Genomic DNA, 12,092 nt, shown 5'->3' with positions numbered 1-12,092 from the left:
CTGTAATCCCTCGGGTTTGGCACTATTGCCTTTACCTAAAAACCCTAGATTCACAGGAAATGCATCCGCAGCTTGCAGCATCCGGTGAATATTCCAAGCACCAGGAGTACAGGTAGTGGCGTTAGTGCCAGTGGCTGGACCTGTACCACCGCCGATCATAGTAGTGATACCAGATGCGATCGCAGTTTCAATCTGTTGGGGACAAATAAAGTGAATGTGAGCATCAATCCCCCCTGCGGTGAGAATCATTCCTTCCCCAGCAACTGCTTCGGTGCTAGGACCAATAATAATAGTGACATTGTCCTGGATGTAGGGATTTCCGGCTTTGCCAATGTTGACTATTTTCCCGTCTTTAATACCAATATCGGCTTTAACAATACCCCACCAATCCAGGATCAGGGCATTAGTGATCACCAAATCCACAGCACCCTCGGCGCGGGAGATGGGGGATTGTCCCATCCCATCTCTAATCACTTTGCCACCACCGAATTTAACTTCATCACCATAGGTGGTGTAGTCCTGTTCCACTTCGATCACTAGTTCTGTATCAGCCAAGCGGATGCGATCGCCTACAGTAGGACCATAAGTTTCGGCGTAGGCACGACGATCCATACGATAACTCATCAATAACTCCTTGATTGAGGGTAATGGGTAATGGGTAATGGGTAATGGGTAATGGGTAATGGGTAATAGGTAATGGGTAATGGGTAATTTTATCCCCTTGGCAAAACTCTGGGATTACCTCTCGGTAGCGCTTGCTTAAAAAAAATAGTAACTATATATCAACTTGAGCTATCAAGTTGACCATTAATTTTGCCATTGAAGCCGTACACCTGACGGCTACCGACAAGAGTGACTAATTCCACCTCTCGTTCGTCTCCCGGTTCAAAGCGGATAGCGGTGCCAGCTGGAATATTTAAGCGCATGCCTGTAGTAGCTTCCCGGTCAAATTGGAGAGCTTCGTTGACTTCAAAGAAGTGAAAATGAGACCCTACTTGAATAGGGCGATCGCCTGTATTCGCTACCCGTACTCTGATGGTGGCACGAAACGTTGGCATCTCGATGGTAGCTTAATCGATACGATTCCAGCCCATAGTCTAAAAATTGTCTGTTTGAGATTCAGTGGGGATGGTGAAATTATGGCTTCCGCTAGTGCTGATAAAACGGTGAAACTGTGGAGTTTGGATGGTAAACTGATCACTACCTTACAAGGACATCAAGCAGGAGTTAGAGGTGTTGTTTTTAGTCCAGACAGTCAAATGATTGCTTCCGTTAGTTCTGATAGGACGGTAAAGCTTTGGACTCGTGATGGTAAGGAATTCAAAACCCTAAAAGGACATCTTGCTCCTGTGTGCAATGCCTGTTTCCTGGCTGACGGTCAAACTTTGGTATCGGTCAGTGAAGATGGTACTGCTAAAATCTGGAATATCGATGGTACAGAAATCAAAACCGTTGGCGGACCGATTAATGGCAGTACACTCCTAGGTGTAAAACCTGGACAGGGGATAGTTACCAGGGGGAGTCATACCACTAGCTGTGATTTAACCTCTGATTTAAAGAATTTATTGGTGAAGGGGTGCTATTGGATCAGGGACTATTTGAAGCATAATCCGACCTTGAGTGAAAGCGATCGCAAATTGTGTGATGGGATTTTGCCAGAACTGTTGAATGGGGAGTAGGGAGTAGGGAGTAGGGAGTAGGGAGTAGGGAGTAGGGAGTAGGGAGTAGGGAATCGGGAATTGGGAATCGGGAATTGGGAATTGGGAATTTGGTCACCTGGGTCCGCACCTTGTCAGCCCCGTGGAAACCAAGCCAGTTGCTGATCTAACTCCCCATCTCCCCATCTCCCTATCTCCCCATCTCCCCATCTTCCCATCTCCCCATCTCCCTATCTCCCCACACCTCCCACACCTCCGACACTCCCCTCTCTTTCCCTACTCCCTTTAGAGTCTAAAAATTCTCCCGATTCCGATTTGCCTGCTCCATCTTTTCTACAACCAGGTCTATGGGCATCATTCCCAATTCCCCAGCGGCACGGGTACGAATATTTAAACTGTTTGCTTCGACTTCCTTGGCACCAATCACACTCATCACCGGGATTTTAGCCTTTTCGGCATTACGAATTGCTTTACCAAGCCTTTCCCCACTGGTATCGACTTCTGCTCGAATGCCATGCGATCGCATTTTTGCTGCCACTTCCTGAGCAAAAGGCAACTGTGCGTCCCCGACTGGTAACAATCGTGCTTGTACTGGTGCTAACCAGAACGGGAAGTCTCCCCCATATTCTTCAATCAATATCCCAGTTAGCCGCTCCAGGGACCCAAAGGGGGCACGGTGAATCATAATCGGCCGTTGGCGAGTACCATCTTCTGCCACATACTCCAAATCAAATCGTTCTGGCAAGTTGTAATCCACCTGTACCGTTCCTAACTGCCATTCCCTGTCCAGGATATCCCGGAAGATAAAGTCCAATTTGGGACCATAAAATGCCGCTTCCCCTGGTGCTTCAAAGGATTCCATGCCCAAGGTATCCACAGCACGGCGAATTGCTCCTTGGGCTTTTTCCCAAGCCTGATCGGAACCAATATACTTATCCGAGGCCGGGTCACGGAAACTCAACCGTGCTTTAAAGTTCTTCAGTTGCAGACTTTTGAACACTGACAGGATTAAATCCACCACACTGATGAATTCCTGATCCAACTGATCCGGCATCACAAATAGGTGAGAATCATCCACCGTGAAACCGCGCACCCTGGTTAACCCCCCCAGTTCCCCAGATTGCTCATAGCGATACACTGTACCAAACTCTGCCAAGCGCATGGGCAACTCCCGGTAGGAGCGCAATTCACTCTTATAAATTTGGATATGGAAGGGGCAATTCATCGGCTTTAGGACAAACCCTTGTTCTGCGGCTGCTGCTTCCTCATCCTCAGCCATCATCGGGAACATATCCTCTTTATAGTTCTGCCAGTGACCAGATACCTTAAACAAGTCCACTCGACCAATATGGGGTGTCACCACTGGTAGATAACCTCGTTTAAGCTGTTCTTGCTTGAGGAAATCTTCCAAAAGGGTACGCAAAACCGTTCCTTTCGGGGTCCACAGGGGTAATCCTGGTCCAACCGGGTCAGAAAAAATAAACAGTCCCAGTTCCTTACCCAGCTTACGGTGATCCCGTTTCAGGGCTTCTTGCTTACGGCGCTTATATTCCTGTAGTTGCTCTGGATTTTCCCAAGCTGTACCATAAATGCGCTGGAGTTGAGCATTACTCGCATCCCCTCGCCAGTAAGCCCCAGCCACACTTTCCAATTGAATTGCCTTAGGGTTGATTTCACTAGTGTTTTCCACATGGGGGCCAGCACACAAATCCCACCACTGATCCCCCAGGTGGTAAATCGAGATCGGGTCTTCTAAATCTGCCAAAATTTCCAGTTTATAGGGTTCACCCAGTTCCTTGATCCGCCGTTGAGCTTCTTCCCGTGGCACCTCTTCCCGAATTACCGGAAGCTTCCGCTTAATGATTTTGACCATTTCCTTTTGGATTTTCTTCAGGTCTTGCTCAGTAAACGGTTCTGGCTGATCAAAATCATAATAAAAACCATTTTCAATCCAAGGACCGATAGTCACCTGAGCCTTCGGAAATAGCTTCTGGACGGCCATTGCCATCACATGGGAGGTCGTATGACGGAGCCTTTTTAGGGTATCGGATTCGCTAGTACGGGGCAAATGAATTTTTTCAGGCTGTTCGGAGGCTTCTGAGTTAACCATCGGTGACTGTTCTATGGAATTGAGTAACGCGCTATGACCGTAACACCAATTTTGTGCTATTCCTCTATGATACAAACCTTAATTTTTGGGGCAGTACATGTTTCTGGCGTAGTACTCTCTCAATTTAGTTTTAAGGGCAACGGGTTACGGGTTACGGGTTGGCGTAATGGTTTTGGTACTTAATGGATAACACAAATGCATAGTACAAGGCTGCCTAATTGGCCAAGGTCTATTTTAGATCATGTCAGGATAATTACCCTTAATCAAAATCTGCCCCATTTAACCATCTGGCCATCAATCGTCTTTATGATGGGTATTCAACCGGACTTGAGCTTACCCCTCAATGTAAGCATTCAGCTATCAGCTTTCAGGGATCAGCTATCAGCTATCAGCTAATGGATCCGATGCGTCGAAGCCTGTGCCACGCTACAGATGGTGCTTTTGAATAAGCGATGCCTCAGGTGCGACCCGTGGCGAATTTAATTACGGGTCAAACGCACCATTACGGTCTTGGGGAGGCAGCGCGGTCTTGGGGAGGCAGCGCGGTCTTGGGGGTCTCCCCCATGAGCGACTGCCGTGGTTTCCCCCATGAGCGCTTTGCATCAAGAAAACAGGTAACCATTCCAATAATGCTGAGTTACGTCTGCTAACGGCTGACCGCTGACGGCTGACCGCACCTCAAGTAGCATCTCAAGTAGCGCATATGCTTACCCCTCAATTGAATTTTGAGGGAGTAGTAGTGTTCTAAAAGTGTTAAGGGTTATGTCACAAATTGTAAAAAAATGTAAATATAATTAAGGTAGACTATGAAAAAATAAACCCTTTTAATATCATGGATCAACCCCAGCCATCAACACCGGAGTTACTGAAAACCATATTGGAACCGCTACTAGTAGATTTTGAGTACTGGTTTGAGCGATCGCTTTCGTTGTTAGAAACTGAAGATATCACCTTTTTGAGCACAGAGGAACAATCTGACCTACTCAAGCGGGTAAAGCAAGCCCAGAAGGAGGTAAATACAGCTAAAATGCTTTTTGACGCCACTAATGGTCAAGTAGGAGTTGAACTTTCTACCATGATGCCATGGCACCAATTAGTGAGAGAATGTTGGGGAGTGGCAATCCGGTTGCGATCATTGGCATCCGGTGCATCCGAGTCAGCGGCCTCAGGGAATGACTAATCTTGACGCACCTAGATTCAGGAAATGAATGAGGAAATAGTGGACTACCTTTTGTTAAGGTTAACTAACCACCTATAAAAAGCCGTTTTTTATCCCTGAGCAAGACAAGGAGTTAAAGACCAACTATTTGGTCGGGAGGACAATACGATGTTACACCTAATTTATCTAATTGCCTTTACTGTTATAGCATTTTTAGCGATTGGGAATTTAATTCGTAACCTATTAAGTTTGAGTTTTGATTCCCAGCGTTCTTTCTCAGCATCGGGAAAATCACCCGCCCAATGGGGTCGGAATCAAGTGAATGCCAATCCATCTCCTGCTAAGTCAGTACCGCACCCGGAACTGCTTGATGATAGTGGCAACCCTATCAATGAACCGCTGTTAGTGATGCGGTCAATGACCGTTGAAGACGCTCGCCAACAGTTAGACGCTATATACAATTCTTCTCCCGGTAACAGCAAGGGGAAGACAGAAGAAAACCAGTAGTCTATTGATTTCACGTTAGGGCTAGACAAAGGGAAAGGGGATAACCAAAACTATTTCCCCTGACCGATTCGTGGGTGGAAAAACTATAGCGCTGCGCCCAGGCAATAGGAAATAGGGAATAGCGATGCAGCGCTGAATCCATTTTCCTTGACGAACACCATTCAATGATAAGTATTAAACCGGACTAGATCTGATTTATTTGCCATAGGCAAACCAACTTGCATTAGCACTGTAAACCCGCGTGTCTCCCCAGGTTTCCAATACATACTGAAACCCCTCTCGGTTGACATCAGTGACATCAACTTTTAATCGGAGATTTTCATCATTATCACTATCGATGTCGTTTAAAGCAATATAAACCACAGGCTCGGAAGCAAAGTTGGTATTAAACTTTTGCTCACCTGATATTCTTCGTCTGCCATCACCCTTTGATAAATTCCCTTCCCTAACAGAAATTTCTCCACTCTCCAGTTTAATCTGTGAACTAGCCACTTCTTCGATACTGCGAGAGATAGTAATCAGCTGATTACTATCTTGAGTTAAGTTATTTATCCGTTCAACTATATCTCCCAAGGCTACTGGGTCTGATTCTAGAAGAGCATTAAGTTTTTTCTCTATAGTAGAAGCGTTGATATCTAAGCTTTGTACCTTACTATTTAGATAGTGAGCTTGTTTTTGATAGTCTTGAGTTTGGGCTTTGATAGTTTGAGTTTGTTGCTGAAGAACTTGCAGATCAACTCGGTTATCAAATAGAGAATTGTTTATACGTTTGTTGAGTTTCTTAAGTTGTTCTTCTTGATCTTTGATATGTCCTTTTACCGAACTATCAACAAGACTAGACATAACTACAAAACCACTGACGGTGGTCAATAGGGTAGTGAAAACCAACAAGGCAATCACGAGGTGAAATTGTGTTCTGAATTCCTTCCTGAGTTCCTCAGCTATTTTTGGGGAAAATAGTTGTAATTCTGTATAAATTAAAGCTCTGATATCTGTAGAGCGCTTATCCAGATAACTTCGGTAGGTATCTAGTTCTTTCTTGAGATCATCTCGTTCGCTTCTTAGGCGATCGATAGTTTTTTTAAGTATGTCAAAATCATTCATAGTAACCAACTGGCTAAACACCGACAATTCCTTAGATAGTTTAGATAATAATCAACTATCTCCATTATTTCGACAAGCCCGCCAAATACCCTATGGGCTGTTATAGCTGAAATTGCTCTATTCGCCAACTACAGAGCCTGATCGGATGGCAGCCAGGATAATCCATGGTGAACAGTAAATGGTGATAGTAAATGGTGATAGGTAGGGGTTTGGCACAATTCTCTCTTACCCATTACCCATTACCCATTACCCATTACCCATTACCCATTACCCATTACCCATTACCCATTACCCATTACCCATTACCCATTACCCATTACCCATTACCCATTACCTACTATAGCGCTAGTTGCTCTAATCATTGAAGTTAAATAATGCTTCGGGAGACCGGTAGCTGGGGGGATTCCGCAGATCTAAATCTAAATTTAGAAATTTTATAATCAATTGAGACGATCAGCATCAGCCAAAGGATTCCAGACTTAATGCTCATGGTGAGGGGCGTTACGTACCTTCCTGATTGTATAGGGCAAAACCCCTACCAGCAGAGCAAAGGCTTCATCTGGCAGTTGGGCAATAGTGTTGGCATCAAAACCAAATCCCTCAAACTGTTCAAGAATCTGTTGGGTTCGTTGTATAGGACTTGGATATTCTGTAATTTGTTTAGTCAGTCGAATCCATTGCCGCCGAATCAAATAAGCACGCCGTCGCTCTTCAGCTGATTCTGGAGAAACCAATGATAGATTGCCCACTGGGACTACTCCCTGACAATCAAGATCAAATATTCCTCCTACAGCCGAACCTGGTCCTGCGAATTCTGCATGGTAGTGCTTATATATGATTAGGCCATTGCGACGCCTACTATTAACAATTAACAATTGTTTATCCCGAAATTGCGAGAGAATTTCTGATGGCTGTGAGTCTCTCATCTGATTCTTGCAGAGGTTCAGGCTTTCCTGGTTCATGCCACTTAGGGGTTGAGGATTGGCGAGACCCTGGTTGTGAGCAACCACCTCCTTTGGGTAAAGAGCTATCTGGTAATAGTGTTGGTATTCACTCTCCATCTGAAACTATATGGCGTAATATCTTAGAGCAGGTAAGCACCCAAGCTAAAAGCCCCGATCCGCTTTCCTTAAAATAGCTGTAAATTTTTGAAAATACACAAAACGGAGAGTCAAGTCTTGTTCAACTACCATTTCCAACTATAAACTTGGGTTTAACCTAAGTTACTAGTTATCAAAAAACACCTCAAAATGGCTTCAAGACACCAAAACTTTGTATGGCTAGATCCTAAATTATAGATTATTGGTATCAATAGCTACAATTTATTGGTATAAAGCAACTTTTGTGGTTTACTAGGGTAGATTTCATGGGATTTACAAGTAGACCGTAGCACAAATAAACTAAATTTCGATCCGGGCAAGGTCTTCAAAAACCAATTTTCTTGAAAACTTTATCAATAACCCCATTTTTGTTCTGTTACAAAAAAGATACTCTGCTACAGATAGTCAGCAGCCAAAATGTTGTATTACATATTTTGTTTGTTTTGTCAATGTGATAAATCCCCAAATGTATGTGTTATTGGTCAGCTTGATAACTCCATTATGACGAAATTCAGCCTACTAAGACAGACTCTGACCCGGTGAACTAAGACCAGCAGGATTAATCTGCTTGTGTAAGAGCAAGCGTTTGGGAAGCCTAAGCAATCCTCCGGTATAGCTTGGTTCTACCCGATGCAGTTCATATCCCCTCTTGAGATAAAGTTGCCTGGCCTGATAATTGTTTTCCAAAACATGCAAGTAGAGGTCTTGAAAGCCCCATTCTAGGGCAGTTTGCTCACAAGCCAAGAGCAAATTTTCTCCGACTCCTTGCCGCCGACAAGACTTTCTGACAGCCAGATTGGAGAGGTAAAGATGTTGGCAGTTGGGCTTTGGCCAGCAATAGCGAGAACGGAGTGTTAGCTCTACAGTACCAGCTAGCATCTCACTGGTACCAGCAGAACCGGAAACGGTAGTGACGGCGACTAAACACAGGTAATGGGGTAAACTAGATCGCAGTCTGTGGCGCAAATCTTCGTAAATACCCAGTCTTAATAGAGGGTGAACCCAGCTGATCAGCCCTTTTTGAGGGTGAAAGCTATCTGCAAGAATATCTGCTAGAGTGCTGATATCCTCAAATTGAGCATCACGTATAGTGACTTGAGATATACCACCAGCCAAGGTATCTTGACCAGTAGGGACAGATTTATGAAGGGTTAAGAAAGAAAAGCAGGAATCCACAACTACAAAATTATTTGGGAATGGTAAACTCTAACTAAAGTATGTAGACTATACGCCGAAGGGGTTCTAATTTACCCCTTAGCTTCCCGTAGATTGAAGGGAGCAGAAGGTATATGGCTAAGCACTTTGAATCAGGTATGAGCAATTGAGCTCGAAACTATTTACCCCATTTCAGGTCAGGTAAATAGTAAGGTAAATAGGAGACATTAAACGTTATACTTAATAATTAATACCTTTTTGACCAGTTTGAGCAAAATCGGCTGACGGGATTAGCTTAAGTCATTCCCGACCACCTTCAACTAGAAATTCTTCAACGTCAGGTAGTTCACATTATTCTATCGCTATTGAAACATGACGAATCATAAGACTGACTGGACCCCAATCATTAAGAAATTTGTGGCGATAGTAGGCAAAAATGGTGTGGTTCAACGTCGTGAAGAATTGTTGACCTATGAATGTGATGGTCTGGCCAGCTATCGCCAACGACCAGCGGTAGTAGTGCTACCACGCACTACCGAACAAGTCTCAGAGGTGCTTAAGATATGCGATCGCTATTCTATCCCTTGGGTGGCACGGGGGGCTGGCACAGGATTATCCGGTGGTGCTCTACCTATAGAAGATGGTGTGTTGATTGTCACTGCCCTCATGAAGGGTATCCTGGACATTGACCTGGAAAATCAGCGAATCGTAGTACAACCGGGCTTAATCAACAACTGGGTGACCCAAGCAGTCAGTGGTGCGGGTTTCTATTATGCCCCTGATCCCTCCAGTCAAATTATTTGTTCCATTGGTGGCAATGTGGCTGAGAACTCTGGTGGTGTCCATTGCCTCAAATATGGCGTGACCACTAATCACGTCATGGGATTAAAATTGGTTCTTCCTGACGGTTCAATCGTGGATGTAGGGGGATCAGTTCAAGAAATGCCTGGTTACGACCTAACTGGCTTATTTGTTGGTTCCGAAGGCACCTTGGGGATCGCTACAGAAATTACGCTGCGCATCCTCAAGAGACCAGAATCAATTTGTGTCCTCCTAGCGGACTTTACTAGCATTGAAGCTGCTGGTACTGCGGTTACTGACATTATTGGTGCTGGAATCATTCCTGCGGGTATGGAAATGATGGATAATCTCAGCATCAATGCGGTAGAGGACATAGTGGCAACAGGTTGTTATCCGAGGGATGCTGGAGCAATATTGCTCGTAGAACTGGATGGCTTAAAGGTAGAAGTGGACACTAATAAACAGCGGGTTGCCCAACTGTGTAAACAGAATGGGGCAAGAAATATCACTACGGCTAGTGACGAAGAAACCCGCCTGAAATTATGGAAAGGTCGCAAGGCTGCTTTTGCTGCGGCAGGGAAGATCAGTCCCAATTATTTCGTCCAAGATGGGGTGATTCCTCGCACTGAGTTAGCCGGGGTTTTGAGGGAGATTGAGGCATTAAGCGAGAAATCTGGGTACACAATAGCTAACGTATTCCATGCGGGTGATGGAAATCTACACCCCCTAATCTTGTACGATGAAAAGGTGCCTGGGGCATTAGAAGAGGTAGAAAATGTTGGTGGCGAAATCCTCAAACTCTGTGTGAAAGCAGGGGGTAGTATATCTGGGGAACATGGGATTGGTGCGGATAAGAACTGTTTTATGCCAGATATGTTCACTAAGGTGGACTTGGAAACGATGAAATGGGTTAATCAGGTATTCAATCCCAAGGGTTTAGCCAATCCAGGCAAGGTATTTCCGACACCCCGGACTTGTGGAGAGGCAGCAAATGCCAGAAAAATCAAGGAATTTGAGTCTATCGAGCGTTTTTAAACCAAGTTTTGTGAGTTCGACATGAGCCTTCGTTCCTTATCCAGGACTCAGGAGCTTCGAGTTAGGTTGAGATTAGGCAAAAAAATTACCTTTTGCCTTTTGCCTTTTGCCTTTTGCGGTTCCCAGTCAGTCGCTGATTTTCTTGCCAAGCCACAAAGGCAATTCCCCACAAAAAACTCAAACTGACGACTAATCCTGAAGGATTACCAAGACTGATTAACAGCAAGACGAAAAAAAAACTCCCAACTTGAGCTGTTTGCTGGAGTAGGGAATTCAATCCAGCTTTGGCTTCCTGCTCCAAAGTAATTTTGTTACGGCTTAACTTCATTCTAAAACCAAGAAGGAAAATACCTCAACCGATTTAAAAATGTTATAATTAAAAGTTTAATGAGATTAAAAATTATTGAAATGTGCCCACAAACGACCAATTATGCGACCAGCAATCAGGATCCAGAGCAAAAAATTAGCGGCACCGATGATTAAGCTGGCATAAAATTGGACACCAATGGTACTATCTAGACAAACACTAAAATCTAAGAAGGTGTTGGAGAGAATTAACTGCCCGATTAAACTAGGAATGTAGAGGATTACAAGCAGAGCGATCGCATCCTGAAAGCTCAGGTATACACTTCTCCACATATGCCCTAGTAAAGCTTTACCAAGCTTATCCACAGAAGTCCATATATTTTGCATCAGTTTCTTGGAAGCACAAATGTGATCTGGCAGGTTTTGACACTAAGCCAGTATTCATTTCCACCGAACCGAGATCCGGATACTGATGTATGGTGGTTTGTTGAAGGTTGAGCGTGGTTTCCACCCCAGTTGCTGATCTGAGTCCCCATCTCCCCATTTCCCCATCTCCCCACACTTCCCACACTCTCTCTGCCCTTTCCATACTCCCAACTCCAAGGGCGAGGTATCTCACCCAATAGAGAACTGCTATAAGGTATGAGTCCCCTGTTGCGGTTCGGTGTCGGCTGGATTAATCTAGAAGCATCATTTCCCGGTAGTCTAGATGTCTACTAAATCGAAAATTCATCCGAGATCTACCCAAGTCAGTGACTGGTCAATTGAGCAGTTGCCCGGATTAAGTATTCAAGATCAATCAAAACTCAAAGCATTGGGGATTACCACCACTAGGGAGTTGCTCGAAAAGGCAAGCACTGGCCAAGCTAAACAAGCGCTAGCTAACCAGTTAAAGGTTAAGACTCAGTACGTCAATAAATGGGTCGCCCTAGCAGATTTAGCCCGTATCCCTAGCATTGGCTGCCAATATTGTGGACTAGTGTTACATGCAGGAATATGCTCTTTAACCCAACTAGCTCAGACTCCCCCTCACCGCTTGCACCAAAATATTTTACGCCTACAGGTAGCAACCATGCAGCGCCGAGACCTTTGCCCTGGTGTTGATCAGGTGGCACGATGGACTAAACAAGCACGAGATTTAGTTCGTCATTGGTAAT

Annotated in this window: 16 protein-coding genes; 6 read left to right on the top strand and 10 right to left on the bottom strand. The window is 44.7% G+C overall.

Features of this window, described 5'->3' with window-relative positions; genetic code table 11:
- Positions 1-624, bottom strand: a 624-nt coding sequence (locus F6K49_RS04985) for an urease subunit alpha (RefSeq protein ID WP_293094715.1), incomplete at its 3' end; no start/stop codon positions are given.
- A 158-nt stretch (positions 625-782) separates the two neighbouring features.
- Entirely contained in the window at positions 783-1,058 is a 276-nt protein-coding gene (locus tag F6K49_RS04980; protein WP_293094712.1) for an urease subunit beta, read from the bottom strand.
- On the opposite strand from F6K49_RS04980, the gene F6K49_RS04975 reads away from it, so the two are divergent.
- Entirely contained in the window at positions 984-1,679 is a 696-nt protein-coding gene (locus tag F6K49_RS04975; protein WP_293094709.1) for a hypothetical protein, read from the top strand. The two genes, F6K49_RS04980 and F6K49_RS04975, sit on opposite strands and share 75 nt — an antisense overlap.
- Here F6K49_RS04975 and F6K49_RS04970 read toward each other — a convergent pair.
- Together F6K49_RS04970 and thrS are read right to left on the bottom strand one after the other, a co-directional pair.
- Positions 1,588-1,776 (bottom strand): hypothetical protein, encoded by a 189-nt coding sequence (locus F6K49_RS04970; RefSeq protein ID WP_293070998.1) that lies wholly within the window; start codon positions 1,774-1,776, stop codon positions 1,588-1,590. The genes F6K49_RS04975 and F6K49_RS04970 overlap by 92 nt on opposite strands.
- A gap of 174 nt (positions 1,777-1,950) precedes the next feature.
- Complete coding sequence (thrS, locus tag F6K49_RS04965; protein WP_293094706.1) at positions 1,951-3,768, bottom strand: threonine--tRNA ligase; 1,818 nt, start codon at positions 3,766-3,768, stop codon at positions 1,951-1,953.
- Between the two features lie 832 nt (positions 3,769-4,600).
- Here thrS and F6K49_RS04960 point away from each other — a divergent pair.
- Together F6K49_RS04960 and F6K49_RS04955 are read left to right on the top strand one after the other, a co-directional pair.
- Positions 4,601-4,948: a DUF2605 domain-containing protein gene (locus tag F6K49_RS04960; RefSeq protein ID WP_293094703.1), complete on the top strand. Its 348-nt coding sequence runs from the start codon at positions 4,601-4,603 to the stop codon at positions 4,946-4,948.
- Between the two features lie 147 nt (positions 4,949-5,095).
- Positions 5,096-5,434, top strand: coding sequence for a DUF2973 domain-containing protein (locus F6K49_RS04955; protein ID WP_293044052.1), 339 nt, complete (start codon positions 5,096-5,098; stop codon positions 5,432-5,434).
- Positions 5,435-5,629: 195 nt separating this feature from the next.
- Here F6K49_RS04955 and F6K49_RS04950 read toward each other — a convergent pair whose 3' ends face one another.
- A complete protein-coding gene (locus tag F6K49_RS04950; RefSeq protein WP_293094700.1) occupies positions 5,630-6,538 on the bottom strand; it encodes an H-type lectin domain-containing protein in 909 nt (302 codons plus the stop codon).
- 191 nt (positions 6,539-6,729) lie between these two features.
- Here F6K49_RS04950 and F6K49_RS04945 point away from each other — a divergent pair, with 191 nt between their 5' ends.
- Positions 6,730-6,903 carry a hypothetical protein gene (locus tag F6K49_RS04945; RefSeq protein WP_293094698.1) on the top strand — a complete coding sequence of 58 codons (174 nt, stop codon included), beginning with the start codon at positions 6,730-6,732 and terminating at the stop codon, positions 6,901-6,903.
- 114 nt (positions 6,904-7,017) lie between these two features.
- On the opposite strand, the gene F6K49_RS04940 is transcribed toward F6K49_RS04945, so the two are convergent.
- The gene (locus F6K49_RS04940) at positions 7,018-7,599 is read right to left on the bottom strand and encodes a hypothetical protein (protein WP_293019789.1); all 582 of its coding nucleotides are present in this window, start codon (positions 7,597-7,599) and stop codon (positions 7,018-7,020) included.
- Between the two features lie 558 nt (positions 7,600-8,157).
- Positions 8,158-8,814, bottom strand: coding sequence for a GNAT family N-acetyltransferase (locus tag F6K49_RS04935; protein WP_293019791.1), 657 nt, complete (start codon positions 8,812-8,814; stop codon positions 8,158-8,160).
- A 351-nt stretch (positions 8,815-9,165) separates the two neighbouring features.
- Between F6K49_RS04935 and glcD the strand changes: the two genes are divergently transcribed.
- A complete protein-coding gene (glcD, locus tag F6K49_RS04930) occupies positions 9,166-10,629 on the top strand; it encodes a glycolate oxidase subunit GlcD (RefSeq protein WP_293019793.1) in 1,464 nt (487 codons plus the stop codon).
- Positions 10,630-10,714: 85 nt separating this feature from the next.
- Here the strand turns inward: glcD and F6K49_RS04925 are convergent, their stop codons facing one another.
- The 3 genes from F6K49_RS04925 to F6K49_RS04915 all read right to left on the bottom strand — a co-directional run bounded on the left by F6K49_RS04925 (position 10,715) and on the right by F6K49_RS04915 (position 11,524).
- Positions 10,715-10,957 (bottom strand): hypothetical protein, encoded by a 243-nt coding sequence (locus F6K49_RS04925; protein ID WP_293019794.1) that lies wholly within the window; start codon positions 10,955-10,957, stop codon positions 10,715-10,717.
- Positions 10,958-11,022: 65 nt separating this feature from the next.
- Entirely contained in the window at positions 11,023-11,268 is a 246-nt protein-coding gene (locus tag F6K49_RS04920) for a hypothetical protein (RefSeq protein ID WP_293019795.1), read from the bottom strand.
- Between the two features lie 25 nt (positions 11,269-11,293).
- Positions 11,294-11,524: a hypothetical protein gene (locus F6K49_RS04915; RefSeq protein ID WP_293019796.1), complete on the bottom strand. Its 231-nt coding sequence runs from the start codon at positions 11,522-11,524 to the stop codon at positions 11,294-11,296.
- A 120-nt stretch (positions 11,525-11,644) separates the two neighbouring features.
- Between F6K49_RS04915 and F6K49_RS04910 the strand changes: the two genes are divergently transcribed.
- Entirely contained in the window at positions 11,645-12,091 is a 447-nt protein-coding gene (locus F6K49_RS04910; protein WP_293019798.1) for a DUF4332 domain-containing protein, read from the top strand.
- Position 12,092: the final 1 nt, after the last annotated feature.

It is taken from the genome of Moorena sp. SIO3I6, assembly GCF_010672095.1.
Note: the sequence above shows the minus strand (reverse complement) of the source record. Positions and strands in the feature narration are given on the sequence as shown.

Bases quoted from the DNA above. Each gene is read 5' to 3' on its own strand.
- F6K49_RS04950 (WP_293094700.1), bottom strand. From the start codon at position 6,538: ATGAATGATTTTGACATACTTAAAAAAACTATCGATCGCCTAAGAAGC.
- F6K49_RS04915 (WP_293019796.1), bottom strand. From the start codon at position 11,524: ATGGAAAGGGCAGAGAGAGTGTGGGAAGTGTGGGGAGATGGGGAAATG.
- thrS (WP_293094706.1), bottom strand. From the start codon at position 3,768: ATGGTTAACTCAGAAGCCTCCGAACAGCCTGAAAAAATTCATTTGCCC.
- F6K49_RS04945 (WP_293094698.1), top strand. From the start codon at position 6,730: ATGGTGATAGGTAGGGGTTTGGCACAATTCTCTCTTACCCATTACCCA.
- F6K49_RS04960 (WP_293094703.1), top strand. From the start codon at position 4,601: ATGGATCAACCCCAGCCATCAACACCGGAGTTACTGAAAACCATATTG.
- F6K49_RS04975 (WP_293094709.1), top strand. From the start codon at position 984: ATGAGACCCTACTTGAATAGGGCGATCGCCTGTATTCGCTACCCGTAC.
- F6K49_RS04940 (WP_293019789.1), bottom strand. From the start codon at position 7,599: ATGGAGAGTGAATACCAACACTATTACCAGATAGCTCTTTACCCAAAG.
- F6K49_RS04955 (WP_293044052.1), top strand. From the start codon at position 5,096: ATGTTACACCTAATTTATCTAATTGCCTTTACTGTTATAGCATTTTTA.
- F6K49_RS04920 (WP_293019795.1), bottom strand. From the start codon at position 11,268: ATGTGGAGAAGTGTATACCTGAGCTTTCAGGATGCGATCGCTCTGCTT.
- F6K49_RS04910 (WP_293019798.1), top strand. From the start codon at position 11,645: ATGTCTACTAAATCGAAAATTCATCCGAGATCTACCCAAGTCAGTGAC.
- F6K49_RS04980 (WP_293094712.1), bottom strand. From the start codon at position 1,058: ATGCCAACGTTTCGTGCCACCATCAGAGTACGGGTAGCGAATACAGGC.
- F6K49_RS04925 (WP_293019794.1), bottom strand. From the start codon at position 10,957: ATGAAGTTAAGCCGTAACAAAATTACTTTGGAGCAGGAAGCCAAAGCT.
- glcD (WP_293019793.1), top strand. From the start codon at position 9,166: ATGACGAATCATAAGACTGACTGGACCCCAATCATTAAGAAATTTGTG.